The sequence below is a fragment of the Stenotrophomonas sp. 05N37 genome (assembly GCF_056397365.1).
Window position 1 is genome coordinate 23984 of sequence record NZ_JBFTNG010000003.1, and the last position, 18054, is coordinate 42037.

General features: G+C 67.4%; 17 protein-coding genes and 1 pseudogene. 7 read left to right on the forward strand and 11 right to left on the reverse strand.

The features are described 5' to 3' along the window. The first annotated feature begins 139 nt into the window (after positions 1 to 139). Positions 140 to 514, forward strand: a complete 375-nt coding sequence (locus AC1DGC_RS10685) for a hypothetical protein (protein WP_478047824.1) — start codon at positions 140 to 142, stop codon at positions 512 to 514. 5 nt (positions 515 to 519) lie between these two features. Next, the gene (locus AC1DGC_RS10690; RefSeq protein WP_394164878.1) at positions 520 to 1260 is read left to right on the forward strand and encodes a hypothetical protein; all 741 of its coding nucleotides are present in this window, start codon (positions 520 to 522) and stop codon (positions 1258 to 1260) included. Positions 1261 to 1311: 51 nt separating this feature from the next. Here AC1DGC_RS10690 and AC1DGC_RS10695 read toward each other — a convergent pair whose 3' ends face one another. From AC1DGC_RS10695 to rpsU, 6 genes are all read right to left on the reverse strand, one after another. Continuing rightward, positions 1312 to 2310, reverse strand: a complete 999-nt coding sequence (locus tag AC1DGC_RS10695) for a bile acid:sodium symporter family protein (RefSeq protein WP_394164879.1) — start codon at positions 2308 to 2310, stop codon at positions 1312 to 1314. A gap of 51 nt (positions 2311 to 2361) precedes the next feature. Then, positions 2362 to 2892 (reverse strand): protein tyrosine phosphatase family protein, encoded by a 531-nt coding sequence (locus tag AC1DGC_RS10700; protein ID WP_478047825.1) that lies wholly within the window; start codon positions 2890 to 2892, stop codon positions 2362 to 2364. 14 nt (positions 2893 to 2906) lie between these two features. Further along, the gene (gene dnaG, locus AC1DGC_RS10705; RefSeq protein WP_259210228.1) at positions 2907 to 4637 is read right to left on the reverse strand and encodes a DNA primase; all 1731 of its coding nucleotides are present in this window, start codon (positions 4635 to 4637) and stop codon (positions 2907 to 2909) included. 63 nt (positions 4638 to 4700) lie between these two features. Continuing rightward, positions 4701 to 5657, reverse strand: coding sequence for a YihY/virulence factor BrkB family protein (locus tag AC1DGC_RS10710; RefSeq protein ID WP_449336078.1), 957 nt, complete (start codon positions 5655 to 5657; stop codon positions 4701 to 4703). A gap of 163 nt (positions 5658 to 5820) precedes the next feature. Further along, a complete protein-coding gene (locus AC1DGC_RS10715; protein WP_259210229.1) occupies positions 5821 to 6267 on the reverse strand; it encodes a GatB/YqeY domain-containing protein in 447 nt (148 codons plus the stop codon). Between the two features lie 136 nt (positions 6268 to 6403). After that, positions 6404 to 6619: a 30S ribosomal protein S21 gene (rpsU, locus tag AC1DGC_RS10720; protein WP_002808376.1), complete on the reverse strand. Its 216-nt coding sequence runs from the start codon at positions 6617 to 6619 to the stop codon at positions 6404 to 6406. A 166-nt stretch (positions 6620 to 6785) separates the two neighbouring features. On the opposite strand from rpsU, the gene tsaD reads away from it, so the two are divergent. After that, positions 6786 to 7811 carry a tRNA (adenosine(37)-N6)-threonylcarbamoyltransferase complex transferase subunit TsaD gene (gene tsaD, locus AC1DGC_RS10725; protein WP_394164881.1) on the forward strand — a complete coding sequence of 342 codons (1026 nt, stop codon included), beginning with the start codon at positions 6786 to 6788 and terminating at the stop codon, positions 7809 to 7811. 12 nt (positions 7812 to 7823) lie between these two features. Here the strand turns inward: tsaD and AC1DGC_RS10730 are convergent, their stop codons facing one another. Further along, positions 7824 to 8486, reverse strand: coding sequence for a hypothetical protein (locus AC1DGC_RS10730; RefSeq protein ID WP_478047826.1), 663 nt, complete (start codon positions 8484 to 8486; stop codon positions 7824 to 7826). 393 nt (positions 8487 to 8879) lie between these two features. Here AC1DGC_RS10730 and folB point away from each other — a divergent pair, with 393 nt between their 5' ends. The 3 genes from folB to AC1DGC_RS10745 all read left to right on the forward strand — a co-directional run bounded on the left by folB (position 8880) and on the right by AC1DGC_RS10745 (position 12865). Beyond that, complete coding sequence (gene folB / locus AC1DGC_RS10735) at positions 8880 to 9248, forward strand: dihydroneopterin aldolase (protein WP_259210232.1); 369 nt, start codon at positions 8880 to 8882, stop codon at positions 9246 to 9248. 27 nt (positions 9249 to 9275) lie between these two features. Next, on the forward strand, positions 9276 to 10553 hold the full coding sequence (locus AC1DGC_RS10740) for a mechanosensitive ion channel family protein (RefSeq protein ID WP_394164883.1): 1278 nt from the start codon (positions 9276 to 9278) through the stop codon (positions 10551 to 10553). A 137-nt stretch (positions 10554 to 10690) separates the two neighbouring features. Then, positions 10691 to 12865, forward strand: a complete 2175-nt coding sequence (locus tag AC1DGC_RS10745) for a glycoside hydrolase family 3 N-terminal domain-containing protein (RefSeq protein WP_394164884.1) — start codon at positions 10691 to 10693, stop codon at positions 12863 to 12865. A gap of 1030 nt (positions 12866 to 13895) precedes the next feature. Here the strand turns inward: AC1DGC_RS10745 and AC1DGC_RS10750 are convergent. Then, positions 13896 to 14852, reverse strand: a pseudogene (locus tag AC1DGC_RS10750) (PQQ-dependent sugar dehydrogenase); the annotation flags it as partial. 176 nt (positions 14853 to 15028) lie between these two features. Between AC1DGC_RS10750 and yiaA the strand changes: the two are divergent. Beyond that, positions 15029 to 15466 (forward strand): inner membrane protein YiaA, encoded by a 438-nt coding sequence (gene yiaA, locus AC1DGC_RS10755; protein WP_259207407.1) that lies wholly within the window; start codon positions 15029 to 15031, stop codon positions 15464 to 15466. Between the two features lie 28 nt (positions 15467 to 15494). Here yiaA and AC1DGC_RS10760 read toward each other — a convergent pair whose 3' ends face one another. From AC1DGC_RS10760 to AC1DGC_RS10770, 3 genes are all read right to left on the reverse strand, one after another. Beyond that, positions 15495 to 15842, reverse strand: coding sequence for a hypothetical protein (locus AC1DGC_RS10760; RefSeq protein WP_394164346.1), 348 nt, complete (start codon positions 15840 to 15842; stop codon positions 15495 to 15497). A gap of 107 nt (positions 15843 to 15949) precedes the next feature. After that, on the reverse strand, positions 15950 to 17248 hold the full coding sequence (locus AC1DGC_RS10765) for an APC family permease (protein WP_449336132.1): 1299 nt from the start codon (positions 17246 to 17248) through the stop codon (positions 15950 to 15952). After that, entirely contained in the window at positions 17245 to 18054 is an 810-nt protein-coding gene (locus tag AC1DGC_RS10770; RefSeq protein ID WP_394164344.1) for a L,D-transpeptidase family protein, read from the reverse strand. The genes AC1DGC_RS10765 and AC1DGC_RS10770 overlap by 4 nt, the downstream gene beginning before the upstream one ends.

The window sequence follows — 18054 nt, forward strand, 5'->3', positions numbered from 1 at the left end:
GTGGGCCGTCGGTGTATGCCGCGTCGGTCTGTCGGTCACCTATCAGCTTTCAAAAACTCGGATCAGTGACTCGTTCTTACTCTCGGATGGCGGCCTATAGAGTCGGTGCGAGCTGGCTCGCCAAGCAGAGGGAGTTACCATGAAATCAACAAAAGTTCTTGGCTATAGCATCCTGTTGATGTCTGGGTTTACCGGTTGGAACGCATCCGCAGAAGTAAAGGCCATTAGTCGCGCGAACTGTATGGGCTTTGTCAATGAATCAATTACCTATGACAGGCCGCAGTTCAGAAGCATACAAGGCTCTGCGGCCAGTAGGCACATTCCATTGGGAAACACGCAGCCTAAACATATCCTGGGTGCACCAAACAATGGCGCATTTGCATGGCGCTTCTATGCAGGCGACAGGTCAGATCCTGAGCGAATGCTCGTGCGTGGGTATCACACCTGGATTCTAAACAGAATTGTACATACACGGCATACCGCCGCTGCCGACTGCAGTCTTAGCGAATGGTGATCTCAATGAAATCGACGTCAACCCTGGTATTGATTGCCATGCTGTCGCCAATCGCAGTTGCGCACGCTGAGTCGAGCGACGTGGATGCCGTTGGGCAATGGCTGCAGGCGCGCGCGATGCGTGCTGCGTCCAGCGACGATTTTGCCGACGCACGACAGGCCGCTGATGAAGGTAGCTATCGCATCGTTAAGTTGGCCGATCTGGATGCTCCGGAGGCAGTCAAGGAGCAACTTCGGGCGCAGATTGGTCGCAGTCGAAATGAGCCGATTCGTGTTCCTGGTGGGGCTATCCCATCGCAATCTGAATTACTGAAAACCTTGCCGAGAACTCAGCGATCGGATGCGATTCTGCGCCAACGCCTGCCGAGTCCGCCGACCAATCTTCTGGGGACGGTGCTCGGTGCCGCGGAGGTGATCGGCATGGAGCCCAGTGGTGCATTGAATGGTGTGAATTCCACCGGCTTGACGCGGTTCTATCGGTTGAGCGACGTGGGCATCGTCGCGTTCAATGAGGAGAACTTCCGGGTTCCCGGTACCCTCATTGAGGTCATTGCCGAAGCCCAGAACACCGCGGTCAACGGCTCGCCTGCGCAGTTCGAGATGAATGTTGATGGCCAAGGACGTGGTCGCGTGGTGTTGTCGTGGGCGGCCGGGGAAAAGGCGTACACACTCACGGCAACCGGCGACAGCGACGTGGATCACAAGGCGCGCGTACTGCAGGAGATCGCTGCGGCAATCACTGATTGATCCTGAGCAGCCTGGAAGTGAGGTCTGACAAACGGAGGCAGTCGAGCGAGCTCAACTGCCTCCGTCACCCTTCACCGGCTCCACCGGATCACGCGCATACCGCTGGGCGATCATCGCGCAGACGATGAGCTGGATCTGGTGGTAGATCATGATCGGCAACACGATCGCGCCCAGGCTGCCGCCAGCGAACAACACCTTGGCGATCGGAACGCCCGTGGCGAGGCTCTTCTTGGACCCGCAGAACAGGATGGTGATCTCGTCTTCGCGGTTGAAGCCCAGCCGGCGTGCGATGAAGCGGATCAGCGGCATCGCGATGCCGAGCAGGACGGCGGCCACGACCGCCACGGTCAGCAGCGACAGCAGCGGCGTCTTGCTCCACAGGCCTTCGCTGACGGCCTCGCCGAACGCCGAATACACCACCAGCAGGATGGTGGCCTGGTCGGTGTAGCGCAGCAGCGCGCGCTGGCGCTCCACCCAGCCGGCAATCCATGGGCGCAACAGGTGGCCGGCCACGAATGGCACCAGCAGCTGCAGCATGATGCTGACGATGGCCTGCACCGGGTTGTGCATGCCGCCCTCGGTGCCGGCCAGCAGGGCCAACAGCAGCGGGGTGAGGAACACGCCGAGGATGCTCGACAGCGAGGCGCTGCAGACCGCCGCCGGGACGTTGCCGCGCGCCATCGAGGTGAAGGCGATGGACGACTGCACGGTGGACGGCAGCGCGCACAGGAACAGCACGCCGATGTACAGCTCGGGCGTGAGCAGCCAGCCATCCAGTGGTTTGAACAGCAGCCCCAGCAGCGGGAACAGCACGAAGGTGCAGGCCAGGATGGTCAGGTGCAGGCGCCAGTGCAGGACGCCGGCCACGATCGACTCACGCGGCAGGCGCGCGCCGTGCAGGAAGAACAGCGCGGCGATGGCCACGTCGGTGACGTCGTCGAGCACCATCGCCGCCGCGCCGTGCATCGGCAGGAGGGAGGCCAGCAGCACGGTGCCGAGCAGGGCGAGGGTGAAGTTGTCCGGTCGCAGGCGCGACCACCAGGGCTTCATGCGCGGCATGCTCCTGTCATGGGGAAAAAGAATGCGGGAACGCGCGCGGGCTCAACGCGCGCCGGCCTGTTCGATGCGGGCGCGGGTGGGCGCCTCCAGCGAGGTCATGCCGGCCTTGCGGCCGAATTCCAGGGCCTGGTCCAGCGAAGCTCCCTGGCGTGCCTGCAGCAGCGCCAGCAAGGCACCGGCGCGGTTGCCGGAGGCGCAGTGCACCAGCACCGGTCCCTGGCTGTTCTCCAGCACGGCGTGGAGTGCGCGTGCATTGGCCTCGGTGAGGCCGGCGGCGCCGGCCACCGGGATGCGCACGTAGCGCAGGCCCAGCCGTTCGGCGGCGGCGGTCTCATCGAAACCCCGATCTTCCTCGGGCTGACGCAGGTCGATCACGGTGCGCACGCCGGCGTCGGCGGCCTGGTGCAGCTGCGCGGCGCTCGGCTGGCCCGCGCTGTAGAGCTGGGGGCGTGGCTGCGCGAAGGGCAGCTCGCTGGCCCAGGCGCACGGGGCCAGCGCGATCAGGGTGGCCAGCGTGCCACGCAGCAGGCAGCGGGCGAACGCTGCGGCGGGATTCACGGTGGGAAGCGCCATGGCGGCTCCGTCAGTCAGAAGCGGAGGGTGCTGCGCGCCTTCAGCAGTTCACGCAGCTCGTACTTGTCAGTATCGTCCAGACCCTGCTGGCCCTGCTTTGCCTGAAGCTCGTCAAGGCGTTGCATCAACAGCTGTTTTTCCAGCTGGGCCACGGCATCGTGCAGTTCCTGGGTCCACATCGCCTCGTCGCCAGGCAAGGTCTGCGCGGCCAGCTTGTGCAGCGATTCCTGTTCTTCGCGGCCCTCGAAGTGCTCCAGCAGCGCGCCGGTGCTGATGTCGGGGCGCTGCTCCACCAGGCCCAGCAACTCCAGCAGCAGCTCGATGCCGGGCAGGCGCAGGCCGTTGAAGTGATGCCCTTCCAGGGTCATCGCCAACGACGGCTGCTGCAGCAGGATCGCGATCGCCGCGCGCACCAGGCTGCGCCGCTGGGTGGGCGCGACCGCGCGCGAGGGCGGGCGCGAGGGCTGTGCAGCGGCGCTGGGCTTGGCACCCAGCCCGGTCAGCGTGGTCAGCTGCTGCTTCATCAGGTCGCCAAAGGCGCCATCGGGGATCTGCGCCAGCATCGGCTTGGCCCGCTCGGCCAGCCGCGCCTTGCCATCCAGCGTGGCCATGTTGACCTCGCGGGTGAGCTCGTCGAAGAAGAACTGCGACAGCGGGGTGGCCTGCTGCAGGCGCGCATCGAAGGCCTCGCGGCCCTCCTTGCGCACGATGGTGTCGGGGTCTTCGCCATCGGGCAGGAACAGGAAGAACGCCTGGCGGCCGTCCTTCATGCGCGGCAGCACCGACTCCAGCGCGCGCCAGCCTGCACGGCGGCCAGCGGCGTCACCGTCGAAGCAGAAGAACACGTCCGGCGCATTGCGGAACAGCAGCTCGGCGTGGTCCGGGGTGGTGGCCGTGCCCAGCGTGGCCACCGCCTGGGTGACCCCGTACTGGAACAGCGAGACCACGTCCATGTAGCCTTCGACCACGATCAGCCGCTCGATCTTCTGGTTGGCCTGGCGCACCTGCCACAGGCCGTACAGTTCGCGGCCCTTGTGGAACAGCGCGGTCTCGGGCGAGTTGAGGTACTTGGGGCCGTCATCCTTCTCCATGACCCGGCCGCCGTAGGCGATCACCCGGCCGCGGCGGTCGAAGATCGGGAACATCACCCGGTCGCGGAACTTGTCGTAGACGTGGCCGCGATCGTTCTTGGAAAACAGCCCGGCGCGGTCGAGCAGCTTCATCCGCCGCTCGTCCTTGCCCAGCGCATCCTTCAGTGCGCTGTAGCCGTCGGGCGCGTAACCGATCGCAAAGCGGGTACGGTTTTCTTCGTCCACGCCACGCTGGTCGAGGTAGGCGCGGGCCTTGTCGCTGCCTTCCAGCGACTTCTGGAAAAAGCGCGTGGCCGCATCCAGCGCCGAGTACAGCTCGCGGCTGTCGTCCTGCTGCTGGGCGGTGCGCGGCTGGGTGTCGCGCGGCACTTCCATGCCCACGCGCTTGGCCAGTTCGTCGACCGCGTCGAGGAACTCGAGGCGGTCGTAATTCATCAGGAAGCTGATCGCGGTGCCATGCGCGCCGCAGCCGAAGCAGTGGTAGAACTGCTTGGTGGGCGAGACCGTGAACGAGGCCGAGCGCTCGTCATGGAACGGGCAGCGCGCGGCGTACTCCTTGCCCTGGCGCTTCAACGGCACGCGGCTGCCCACCACCTCGACGATGTCGGAGCGGGCCAGCAGGTCGTCGATGAATGCGTCGGGGATACGGGCCATGGGCAGCAGGCAGGGGCATGGCCGGCGACGGCCACGCGCGGAAGCGAGGGTCGGACTAGTCTACTAGCTGCCGGTCGCTTCGCCCGGTTTCGGCTCGGGGATCCCGGCCACGGCCAGGTGATGACGCGCGCGCAGGCGCTCGTCGATTACTGCCGTCATCAGCGCGCCCACGAAGAACACCACGGTGGCGTAGTAGATCCACACCAGCGAGATCACCAGCGCGCCCATCGAGCCGTACGCGCTGCCCGGGGCGACGGTGGCGATGTACAGGCCGATGGCGTAGCGGCCCAGCGCGAACAACGCCGAGGTGATCGCCCCGCCGATGAACGCCTGGCGCCACGCGACGCGGCGGTCGGGCAGGTAGTGGTAGAGGAAGGCGAAGCCCACCGTGTACAGCGCCAGGCTGGTCAGGTAGCCCACCGCCGGCAGCACCGAGGGCAGCTGTGCGAAGGCGACCTGCAGCATGGTGGTGGCGGTCATCGACAGGATCAGCAGGAAGCCCAGCGCCAGCACCACGCCGAACGAGAACACGCGCTTGCGCAGCCAGGCCACGAGGCCGTCGAGGCGCTCGCCACTGGTGTTGAAGATCAGGTTCAGCGCGTTCTGCAGCTGGGCAAACACCGCCGTGGCGCCGATGAACAACAACAGGGTGCTCCACACGCCGGCCAGCGAGCCCACATCGGGCTGGTTGTCGGCGTTCTTGAGCACGGTGTCGGCGACAGTGGCGGCACTGCTGCCGGCCACGTCATTGATCTGCGTGATCAGGGCCTGCTGCGCGGGCGGGTACAGCGAGGCGGTCAGCCACAGCAGCAAGACCAGCAGCGGCGCCATCGAGAGCAGGGCGTAGAAGGAGACCGAGGCGGCCTGGGTGAGCACGTCGATATCGACGAAGCGCTTGCCCACGGCCATCGGGAAGCTGCGTTGCAGCCGGTCGACGTACTTGTGCAGGCGTTGCGGTACGCCGGCGTGGGCGGGCGTGGGAGCGGCGTCGGGAGCGGGGGCGGGCGGCAGTGAAGACATGCCACCGATTTTTGCAGGCCCGGGTCGAAGGCGGGGTGAAGCGGGGCGTGCGTCGATGCACCACCATCCACTCTCGGTGCCTGCCGCAATGCCGGTGGTGCCGGATGTTGGCGCATCCGGCCGGGCAGGTAGCGACCGTGGGTCGCTACCTGCCCGGCGCCGATCACCCGGCCAGCTGCTGCTTGACCAGCTTGGACACCAGGCCCATGTCGGCCTGGCCGGCAAGCTTGGGCTTGAGCGCACCCATCAGCTTGCCGATGTCGGCGGGGCTGGCTGCGCCGGTTTCGGCGATGGCGGCCTGGATGGCGGCCACGATCTCGGCTTCGCCCAGCTTGGTCGGCAGGTACTGGTCGATGACCAGGATTTCCTCGCGCTCGATGACCGCCAGGTCTTCGCGGTTGGCCGCTTCGAACTGGCTGACCGAATCCTTGCGCTGCTTGACCATCTTTTCCAGCACGGCCAATACGGCGGCGTCGTCCAGCTCGATGCGCTCGTCCACTTCCTTGCGCTTGATATCGGCCAGCATCAGGCGGATCACGCCCAGGCGGTGCTTCTCGCCGGCCTTCATGGCCGCCTTCATGTCATCGGTGAGCTGCTGTTTCAGGCTCATGGAACACCTCGTATCGGTCAAAAGTGCGGGACGGACGCCAGAACGACTGGAACGCAAAAAGCCGGTAACGCTCGCGCGTTCCGGCTTCGGCTCCGCCGCGACAGACACAGGGCCTGCCGCATCGAAGTTGCGTAGATCAGTACAGGCGCTGACGCTTGGTGACGTCGCGCGAGGAGCGACGCAGCTGACGCTTCACAGCAGCAGCAGCCTTACGCTTGCGCTCCTGGGTCGGCTTTTCGTAGAACTCGCGCTTGCGGGTTTCGGCCAGCACGCCGGCCTTTTCGCAGGTGCGCTTGAAGCGACGGAGCGCAAACTCGAAGGGCTCGTTCTCGCGGACTTTAACGCTGGGCATGGAATCTCCGGGACACAGTAGAACCGGGTCACGCCCGGTGAGAGCCGCACATTATAGCGGCGACAAAAGAAGTTGCAACCCACCCCGGCGAACTTCTTGGCCACAGGTGGTGTCGGGTGGGCTGGCGGTAACGCTGCCGGGGCCTCAGCGGTCCATAATACCCGGTATGCGAGTCCTTGGTATCGAATCTTCCTGCGATGAGACCGGCGTGGCGGTGTACGACACCGCCCTGGCCGGCCCGGACGCCCTGCGCGCCCATGCGGTCTACAGCCAGATCGCCCTTCACGCCGAGTACGGCGGGGTGGTGCCTGAACTGGCCAGCCGCGACCACGTGCGCAAGCTGCTGCCGCTGATCCGGCAGACCCTGGCCGAGGCCGGGATGGACGTGGCCGACATCGACGGGGTGGCCTACACGGCCGGCCCCGGCCTGGTCGGGGCGTTGCTGGTGGGCGCGGGCGTGGCCCGCTCGCTGGCCTGGGCGCTGGAGGTGCCGGCGGTCGGCGTACACCATATGGAGGGGCACCTGCTGGCCCCGCTGATGGAAGACGACCCGCCGCAGGCACCGTTCGTCGCCCTGCTGGTGTCTGGCGGTCACACCCAGCTGGTGGCCGTGGACCGGATCGGCCAGTACCGCCTGCTTGGCGAGACCCTGGACGACGCGGCGGGCGAGGCCTTCGACAAGACCGCCAAGCTGATGGGCCTGCCGTACCCGGGCGGACCGCAGTTGGCTGCGCTGGCCGAGCGCGGCACCCCGGGGCGGTTCAAGTTCACCCGCCCCATGACCGACCGCCCGGGGCTGGATTTCAGCTTCTCCGGTCTGAAGACCCAGGTGCTGCTGGCCTGGCGCGATAGCGACCAGAGCGAGCAGACCCGGGCCGACATCGCCCGTGGCTTTGAAGACGCGGTGGTCGATACCCTGGCGATCAAGTGCGAGCGCGCGCTGGATGCGGCCGGCACCGATGTGATCGTGGTGGCCGGCGGCGTGGGCGCCAACAAGCGCCTGCGCGCCAAGCTGCAGCAGATGGCCGCCCGCCGCGGCGGCCGCGCCTGCTTCCCGCGCCCGTCGCTGTGCACCGACAACGGCGCGATGATCGCCTTTGCCGGCGCGCTGCGCCTGGAGGCTGGCCAGCACACCCCGCCGCAGGTGCAGGTCACCCCGCGCTGGGATATGGCGACGCTGCCGGCGGTGTGAGTACTCCGCCGGTCACGGCGGGCGATTGCGCAGCAGCGGGGTGACGGCCTCATGCCCGGCCATCCAATCGGCGGTGCGTGTACAGCGCAGCGCCACCAGCCGCTGGATGGCGGCGAAATCCTCGTCCAAGGCGCGCGCAAAGATGGGTTCATGGTGGGCGATACGGTTGCGCAGCCGCCGGATCTGCTCCAGATCATTGTGTATGCGGGCGCGGGTGACATGCCGGGGCGCAGCCTCGCTGGCGCCGGGAAGTACGGTCCCCATGCATCGTGACCACACCCGGACATCGAAGCGTTGCGTGAACATCTTCTGCCAAAACACGAAGCTGAGCGTGGAGACAACCTGCGCGGTGCCGTGACTGCAGCGTGTGGTCGCGCGTTGCAGTTCACGGCGTGGGTTGTAGCCGCTGCTTGGACTGGGCAGGCTGTCGGCGAAGCCCTGCACCCACGGCCATCGTGGTCCGTGAATCCGGGTCAGTGCATCTGAAACCGCGTTGCGGATGACCACTTCGCCGATATGCAGCGGCACCAGGAAGGCGGCGGAAATGCGGGCATTCCACAGATACAGTTCAAGCGGGGTACTACGGGTATCGAGGCGGGCCACAGCGTTCTCGTACGTGCCCATCCGGTCGGCTGACAGCGCCCGCTTCACGGCATCTTCGATCTGCATGGTCATCGCATCCCTGGTCCCTGGAGACGATCGAGGCTACGAGCGTGGCTGGATGCCGGGCATCGGGAATCCGGCCGTTGCGTGATTGTTCTGATTACCGTTTTTCCTCATTCGATTGCCGCGTTCAATTGAGGCGTCGCAAACCACGCGCCCCGTCCCGTTTTGCGTCAACAATGGTTGACGCGGCCGGGTCGGCCCCGTAATTTTCCGCCTACGCGCCACCGGGACTCGCGGATGGGAATCCCATCTCCCCCCGGGGACAAGAGGTAAGCAAAGGGTCCCGAAAGGGGCCCTTTGTCTTTTCCGCCTCGGGCGCTGCACCAGGGCGCCTGCCCCTGGTTCCCGGCACGTTCCGGGCCGGGCCGTTACCATGTCCGGCATCTTCCACGTGGCATGGCTATGGACAAGGTATTCATCGAAGGGCTCGAGATCGATGCCCTGATCGGCATCTACGACTGGGAACGGCGGATCCGCCAGACCCTGCGTTTCGACCTGGAAATGGGCTTCGACAACCGCCGCCCGGCCGCCAGCGACGACATCGCCGATACGCTCAACTACAAGGCGGTGAGCAAGCGCATCGAGCAGTTCGTGCGCGAGTCCGATTTCGGCCTGGTTGAAACCCTGGCCGAGCGCATCGCCGAGATCGTGCTGCGTGAATTCAAGGTGGAGTGGCTGCGGCTCAAGCTGAGCAAGCCCGGTGCGGTGCGCGGTGCGCGCGCGGTGGGCGTGATCATCGAGCGCAGCGCGCCGTCCCCGGCACACCCCTGACAGCCCCCAAACGGAGATCGATACACGATGTTGAATGCAGTAGTGGCGGTACGTTGGCTGGACGACCTGCAGCGCGCGCTGGAACCCTGGCCGTGGGCCTATACGGGCGCGGTGCTGTGCCTGCTGGCGCTGGCGGCGTGGCTGGCCAATTTCGTCACCAAGAAAATCCTGCTGCGCGGCCTGCGCGGGTTGATCAACCGCCTGCCCGGCGGCGCCGCCCACGGCGGGCGCGGCAGCAACGTGATGCGGGTGGTGTCGCGGTTGTCCAACGTGGTGCCCAGCCAGGTCATCGCCGCCGGCATCACCGTGGTGCCCGACCTGCCGCCGCCGCTGGTGGCCTTCGTCATCGGGGCCTGCCAGGCTTGGGCGATCCTGACCGTGACGCTGGCGATCTCGCACGCGCTGGATGCGGCCAACGACATCTACGAGCGCCGCCCCGACGCACGCAACAAGCCGATCAAGGGCTACCTGCAGGTGGCCAAGATCGTCATCTTCGTCATCGCCGGGCTGTCGATCGTGGCCACCCTGGCCGGCGTGGACCTGCGTTACCTGGTGACCGGCCTGGGCGCGGCCACCGCGGTGCTGATGCTGATCTTCCAGGACACCATCCTGTCGCTGGTGGCCAGCGTGCAGATCAGCGGCGATGGCCGGGTGCGGCTGGGCGACTGGATCGAGATGCCCAGCCAGAACGCCGATGGCGATGTGATCGATATCGCCCTGCACACCATCACCGTGCAGAACTTCGACAAGACCATCACCACCATTCCGACCAAGAAGCTGGTCACCGAGTCGTTCAAGAACTGGCGCGGCATGCAGGAGGCGGGCGGGCGCCGGATCAAGCGCGCGCTGTACCTGGACCAGCACAGCGTGGGGTTCGTGGAGGCGCCGATGCTGGCGCAGCTGGAGCAGTTCGCGGTGCTGGGCGACTACCTGCGCGACAAGCAGGCCGAGCTGCAGCAGTGGAATGCCGGGCTGCAGGCCAAGGGCATGGCGGCGGTCAACGCGCGCCGGGTCACCAACCTGGGTACCTTCCGCGCGTATGTGGAGCGCTACCTGCAGCAGCACCCGGGCATCCATACGGACATGACCTTGCTGGTACGGCAACTGCAGCCGACCACCGAAGGCCTGCCGCTGGAAATCTACTGCTTCACCCGCAGCACGGCCTGGGGCGAGTACGAGGGCGTGCAGTCGGACGTGTTCGACCACCTGCTGGCGATCCTGCCGGCCTTTGGGCTGCGCGTGTTCCAGGCCTCCAGCGATGCCATGTTGATGGCGGGGCAGCAGCGCCTGGCCGCCGCAGAGTAAGCTCCTGAGCCTGCGTCGCGGTGCTCGCGGCGACGGGCGCTTCCCCCGCGGGAAGAAAAATGAACGCCAAAATCATTCACAACGGGTCCGGGAACGCTAGAATCCCGGCCTTGTAAACGTTTTCATAAGGACAGCCGGTGGCCGCCGATCGTATCGAAACCCTCATTGCCCAGATGACCGTCGAAGAAAAAGTCGGCCAGCTGGGTGTGTTCGCCGACATGGTCCGGCCGTTCGCCCCGGACGTGAATCCGGAAGCCAACGTGCTCAACGCCGACCAGGTGCTGCAGCAGGTGCGCGAGGGCAAGGTGGGGTCGCTGTTCAACGGCGTGGGCGTGGAAGCCGGTCGCCGCATCCAGCAGGTCGCGCTGGAAGAAAGCCGCCTGGGCATTCCGGTGATCCTGGCCGCCGATGTCATCCACGGCATGCGCACCGTGTTCCCGATCCCGCTGGGCGAAGCGGCCAGCTTCGAGCCGGACCTGGCCGAGCGCACCGCCCGCGCCACCGCGGTGGAGGCCACTGCTGCCGGCCTGCACTGGACCTACGCGCCGGCGGTGGACATCGCCCGCGACCAGCGCTGGGGCCGTGGTGCCGAGGGCGCCGGTGAAGACGTGGTGCTGGGCTGCCGCTTTGCCGCCGCCCGCGTGCGGGGCTTCCAGGGCCCGGACCTGCGCGCCGCCGATGCGCTGCTGGCCACGCCCAAGCACTTCGCCGCCTACGGCGCGGTGATGGCCGGCATGGAATACAACATGGTCGACATCTCGCCGCAGACCCTGCGCGACGTGCACCTGCCGCCGTTCCAGGCCGCCTTCGACGCCGGCGCACTGACGGTGATGTCCTCCTTCAACGACATCAACGGCGTGCCGGCCAGCGCCAACGCCGAACTGCTCACCGACATCCTGCGCGGTGAGTGGAAGTTCCCGGGCGTGGTGATCTCCGACTACACCGCCGACATGGAGCTGGTCGCGCACGGCTATGCGGCCGACGACCGCGATGCCACCGCCAAGGCCTTCACCGCCGGCCTGGACCTGAGCATGCAGAGCGGCTTCTATGCCGAGCACCTGCCGGGCCTGATCGAAAGCGGCGAGGTGCCGATGGCCACGCTGGATGAATCGGTGCGCCGCATCCTGCGCCTGAAGGACGCCATCGGCCTGTTCGACGACCCCTACCGCTCGCTGGACCTGGACCGCGAAGCGTCGACCGCGCATATCGCCGCGCACGACGCGCTCTCGCGCGATGCCGCGCGTCGCTCGATCGTGCTGCTCAAGAACACCGACGCGGTGCTGCCGCTGAAGAAGACCGGCCAGAAGATCGCGTTGATCGGCCCGTTCGTGCAGGACCGCGAGAACATCGAGGGCTGCTGGACGCTGTTCGGCGACAAGACGCGCTACGTGAGCCTGGAAACCGGCGTGCGCGCGGCGATCGGCGATGAGGCGCTGTTGGAAATCGTGCCCGGCTGCGACCTCGAAGCGCCCGTGCAGGATGGCATCGAGCAGGCCGTGGCCGCCGCGCTGCGGGCGGACGTGGTGGTGCTGGCGCTCGGCGAGCCGCAGCGTTACAGCGGCGAAGCGCAGTCGCGCGTGGAAATCACCCTGCCGGCGGCGCAGCAGGCGCTGGCCGAAGCGGTGGCGATGACCGGCAAGCCGCTGGTGGTGCTGCTGCGCAATGGCCGTGCGCTGGCGCTGCAGGGCGCGGTGCGCAACGCGCACGCCGTGGCGATCACCTGGTACCTGGGCACCCAGACCGGCCACGCGGTGGCCGATGTGCTGTTCGGCGATTACAACCCGTCCGGGCGCCTGCCGGTGAGCTTCCCGCAGGTGTCGGGCCAGCAGCCGTTCTTCTACAACCACCCGCGCACCGGTCGCCCGGAGTTGCCGACGATGTCCGAGTTCAAGGCGCGCTGGCGCGAGATCCCGAACGAGGCGCTGTACCCGTTCGGCCATGGCGTGGGCTACACCACCTTCGGCTATGGCGTGCCGCAGCTGAGCAGCCAGACCCTGTGCTGGGACGACAGCCTGACCATCAGCACCACGCTGACCAATACCGGTGCGGTGGCGGGCGAGGAAGTGGTGCAGCTGTACATCCACGACCGCGTGGCCAGCCGCGTGCGGCCGGTGCGCGAGCTGAAGGACTTCCGCAAGGTGGCGCTGCAGCCGGGCCAGAGCACCCAGGTGGTGTTCACCCTGGACCGCCACGCGCTGGGCTTCACCGGCCGCGATGGCGTGTTCCGCGCCGAGCCGGGCCAGTTCGAGCTGTGGGTGTGCGCGTCGTCGGCAAGCGGCGAGCCGGTGATCTTCGAGCTGCTGGCCGGCTGAAAGCATAGCGGCGGCCCCGTAGAGCCGACCGTTGGTCGGCTGCCTTTGCGTGCCACCGCCCACATTCCAGTCCGCCCTGGATGAACGCAGCCGACCAACGGTCGGCTCTACCCGGCGGCCGTCAATCGTAGAGCCGACCGTTGGTCGGCTGCTCTTACGCGCCACCGCCCACGTTCCAGCCCGCCTTCGATGAACGCAGCCGACCAACGGTCGGCTCTACAACGCAGCCGACCAACGGTCGGCTCTACAACGCAGCCGACCAACGGTCGGCTCTACAACGCAGCCGACCAACGGTCGGCTCTACGCGGTGGCCGTCATTGGCGGCTGACAGGGGGGCGGGTACGCTGGCGTCCTTGCGAAACCGATGGAGCCGAGCATGCGTGTGATCCGAATCCTGCTACCTACCCTATTGCTGGCGGCATGTTCGCAGCCGGCACCGCCGGCGGCTGACGGGGCTGCCCCGGCCACCTCGCCGCCGGCCGCCACGGCCACGCCCAGCGAGGATGCCCCGGTCGCCGGCCTGTCCCCCGATGCGGTAGACGCCACGGCGCCGCCGGCCGCGACCGACCCGCTGCCAGCGACGGAGCCCGCCTCAGCGGCGGCCGCTGCGGGGGACATCGATGCCGACACCGATGGCGATGTACGCCAGCGCATCGAGCGCCTGCTCGGCGATGCGCCCCGTTACGAAGCGGTGTTCACGGCCCTGAAGAAGGGCGTGGCTGCGCATGATGCCAAGGCCGTCGCCGCGCTGGTGCTGTATCCGGTGAACGTCAACGTGGGCGGCAAGAAGCGCAAGGTGGCCGATGCCGCCACCTTCGAGCGCGAGTACGACCGCATCATCACCGCCGATATCGCCAAGACCATCGCCGCGCAGACGTTCGAGGGCGTGTTCGTCAACGGGCAGGGGGTGATGCTGGGCAACGGGCAGATCTGGATCAACGGCGTGTGCCCGGCCAATGATTGCAGCCAGGCCAAGGTGGGCATCGTCACCGTGCAGGATTGATCCCCGGGGTGGCGGCCCCGGGGCCCGGCCCCCCCACTGCGGGAACAGCGACCCGCTGTAGATGATGAAGCCGGCCGGCGAAATCACCGGGGTCCAGGTCACCTTGGGGGCAGCGAATTCCGGGCGGGTGGCGTGGTCGGGGATCTCGCGGCCGTCGTAATGGTTGCCGTTGGAGACGATCGGATACCCGTAGTTGGCGCCGCGCGTGATCAGGTTGAGTTCGTCGCCGCCGGCCGGGCCCATTTCATGCACCCACAGCTTGCCGCGTGCATCGAAGGCGATGCCCAGTGCGTTGCGATGGCCGAGCGACCAGACCTGAGCGGCCACGCCGCCCTGCGAGGCGAAGGGATTGTCGGCCGGAACGCTGCCGTCGTCGTTGAGGCGCACGATCTTGCCGAGGTTTGCCGCCATGTCCTGGGCCGGGTCGAACTTCTGGCGTTCGCTGGAGGTGATCCACAGCTTGCCATCCGGGCCGAACGCCAGGCGGTGGCCGTAATGGCCCTTGCCCTCCACCTTGGGGGTCTGGCGCCAGATGACCTTGAGGTCATTGAGCGATCCGCTGCCATCGGCGGCCAGCACCAGTCGCGCGCGCGCCACGGCGGCACCACTGGTGGCGCCATCGCCGGCTTCGGCGTAGCTCAGGTACACCCACTGGTTCTTCGCGAAGCCCGGGTGCGGCAGCACATCGCCAAACCCGCCCTGGCCGCCGTAGGCCACCTTGGGCACGCCGGTGATGCGGGCCGCCTTGCCGGTGGTCAGGTCCACGTGCTGCAGCACGCCGGCCTTTTCGCTGACCAGCAGGCTGCCATCGGGCAGGAAGCTCATCGCCCACGGTTCGTCGAAGCGGGTCACTTCGGTGGCGGCGAACGGCCACTGGGCCTTCTCCAGCACGGGGGCGGCGGCCTTGTCGGCGGCCACGCAGGCGGTGGTGAACACGGGCAGGGTGAGGGCGATGGCGAGCGAAAGCAGGCGCTTGCGGGTCATGAGGTATCTCCGGGTGGGGATGCGATGGCCAGCCCTCGTTGTACAGCAAGCCCATCAACACCGCGTGCACCATACGTCACTGCCGGTAGGCGCGCGCACCGGGATCGGCTAACGTTGGCGCCGGCCGCCCGTGGGGCGGCGCGTGCGGCTTGCCGCCATCAAAGGGAGTTGGATCCATGAAGCAACAGGTGCACAAACCGTCCCCGGCCTTCATCGCCGCCTCGTGGAGCGCGCTGCTGCTCGGCGCGGTCGCTTACCTGATCGGCCTGTTCAACGCCGAGATGGCCCTCAACGAGAAGGGCTATTACCTCACCCTGCTGCTGTTCGGCCTGTTTGCCGCGGTATCGCTGCAGAAGAGCGTGCGCGACCGGGTGGAAGACATCCCGGTGAGCGGGCTGTACTACGCGCTGTGCTGGTTCGCGCTGATGGTCTCGCTGTTGCTGCTGCTGGTCGGGCTGTGGAATGCCACCCTGCTGCTCAGCGAGAAGGGCTTCTACGGCATGGCCTTCGCGCTGAGTCTGTTCGGTGCGGTGGCCGTACAAAAGAACACCCGCGACCTGATGGCCGCGGGTGGTCGTGAACGCGAGGTGCCGCCGCTGCCCAGCAGCGACTGAGTCACCCCCGGGAATGCCGCGCGCGGGCTCAGGTGCCGCGCGGCACGCCCTTGTCCAGGTGCGACTGGCGCAGCGCGGTGGATTCATCCCAGCCGCGGCGCACGGCATTGCGGGCCTGTTCCCAGGTCAGCTTGCTCTTGCCACGTTCCTGCGCCCAACGCGTTTCCAGCTCCGCTTCGACCTGCTCGTAGGCGCGGATCACATCATCGGCGCGCGAGTTGTGGCCCAGCTGATACGCGGGCTCGTAGTCATCGAAGAACTGGGTGTTGTCGTAATACGGCTCGCTGGGAAAACGCTCACGCCAGTAGTCCGATACGGCCTGGCGCGGCACGCCGTCTTCCGGCACCCGGCCGGGGATCTGGTAGTCAGTAGGCATGGGATGGCTCCGGTTGGGTGAGGTTCCACCCTACCCAGCGGCCGGTTAACGCCATGGACCGACGAGGTGAATGCTGGATCAAGCACGCTTCAGCGCGAGGCTGCCGTTCAGGCCGGCCGGTCCTTGCGCGGCAGCAGGTAGATCACCGCGCCCACCGCGAAGGCGATACCGGCCGCGGCGATGTTCTGCCAACTGGCGCTGACGAACAGTGCCACGCACAGCAGCAGCGCCAACACCGGAATCAACGGGCCACCGGGCAGCTTCAACGCGCCGGGCCGGTCGCGGAAGCGCCGCGCCAGCACCAGCACGGCGGCCGCCGTGCCGATGTAGGCGAACAGGCGGGTGGTCATCGACAGCAGCGCCAGCTGCACGAACGAGCCGGACAGGGCCAGGGCCAGTGCGATCACGCCCTGGGTGACGATGGCCGCGGCCGGCGTGCGGAAGCGCGGGTGCACGTTGGCCAGCAGCTTGGGGCCATAACCGTCGCGGGCCAGCGCGAACAGGAAGCGCGGCCCCATCATCATGGTGTTGCTGTTGGTGCCCAGGATGGAAATGGTGGCGCCCACGGTGAGGATCAGGGCCAGCGCCTCACCGCCGAAGCGGGAGGCCGCATCGGCCAGGGGCGTCGGCGACGCCGCGAGGTTGGCCAGCGTGCCCTGCGCCACCAGCTGCACCGCGCCGTAGATGACGGTGACGCTGACGATCATGGTGATCAGCGCGAACGGGATGTCGCGGCGCGGGTTCCTGTACTCGCCCGCGGCGGCCGGGATGTTCTCGAAGCCGGCATAGGCGTACAGCAGCAGCAACGCCGCCTCGCCCATGCGCTGCAGGTCATGCGGGTCCGGGCGCACGCCGGAGAACGCCAGGTCCATGTCCACGTAGAACGCGCCGATCGCCACGAACAGCAGCAGGGGCACCAGCTTGCCGATCACCAGGATCACGCCGGTGCGCGCGGCCGAGCGCACGCCCGCCACGTTGACGGCGGTGAGGAAGCCCAGCGACACCACGATGATCGCCACGCGGCCCAGGTCGTGCCCGGCCCACGGCCAGAAGCGTGCAACCGCATCGGCCAGTGCATTGCTCAAGGCCGCCGCCGAACTGATCCGGGTCAGCCAGATCATCCAGCCGATCTCGAACCCGGCAAACCGCCCGAACGCCTCGCGTGCATACAGGTAGCTGCCGCCGGGTTCGTCGAAGTAGCTGGCCGCCTGCGCATAGCAGAGCACCAGCAAGGCCACCACGATGCCGGCGGCGACCACGCCCCACAGGCTGAACGGCCCGAGCAGGGCGACGGTGGCGGCGGGCAGCAGGTAGATGCCGCTCCCGATCACGTCGTTGATCGACAGCCCGACGATCTGCCAGCGGCTGACCGCGCGTTCCAGTTGCGGATCGGCCGGGGCGCTCATGACGCGGCGTCCGGTTGAACCGGCAGGTTCCAGTCGTACTGCAGCTGCTGGTACTGCGCGCGCGGCAGCAGCACGAACAACGGCCGCTGGGCCGGGTCCAGCCAGGCCAGCAGACTGCGCATGTGCCCGGGCTGCATTGCCGTGCAGCCGGCGGTCGGCTCACCGGGCGTGCGCCACAGGTGGGCGAAGATGCAGCTGCCGCGGCGGGGTTCGGCCTTCGGGTTGTGCTCGATCACGAAGCCCTCGCGGTAGCGCACGTCGCCCTTGTTGTGCAGGTCCAGCCGCATCGGTTCGGTGGAGCCTTCCACCGCGTCGGCGCCCACCGCCTCGGCATCGACGATGCGGTTGTAGTACGGCGAATCGGGGACGTCCATGCAGTAGCTGCTGGCCTGCATCGGCTGGTAGGGCAGGGCCGTGGCGATCGTCGGTGCATAGCCGAAGGCCGGACCAATGCTGAAGATGCCGGCCGGGCTGCGGCCATCGCCTTCCTGCTTTACCGGGTCGCCGGGCTTCACCGGATCACCCGGCTGATGCGGGGCACTGCCCTGGGCCGGCAGCACGCCCTCGCCCCAGGCACTGCCGTTGCGGCCGACGGCCACCGCGAATGCGTCACCGTGCGGTACCCATCCCCGGGGAGTGCGCGCATAGGCCTGCAACCGGCCATTCGTGGCGTCCCAGCCGTCGGTGATGACCACGATCATCTGCTGGTGGTCCTGCAAGGGCGCCACCGCCGGCGTGAGCGCGATGGCGGGCAGGGCGCTGGCGGCCAGCACGACGGCGAATACGGAGCGGAACATCGGCAGCAT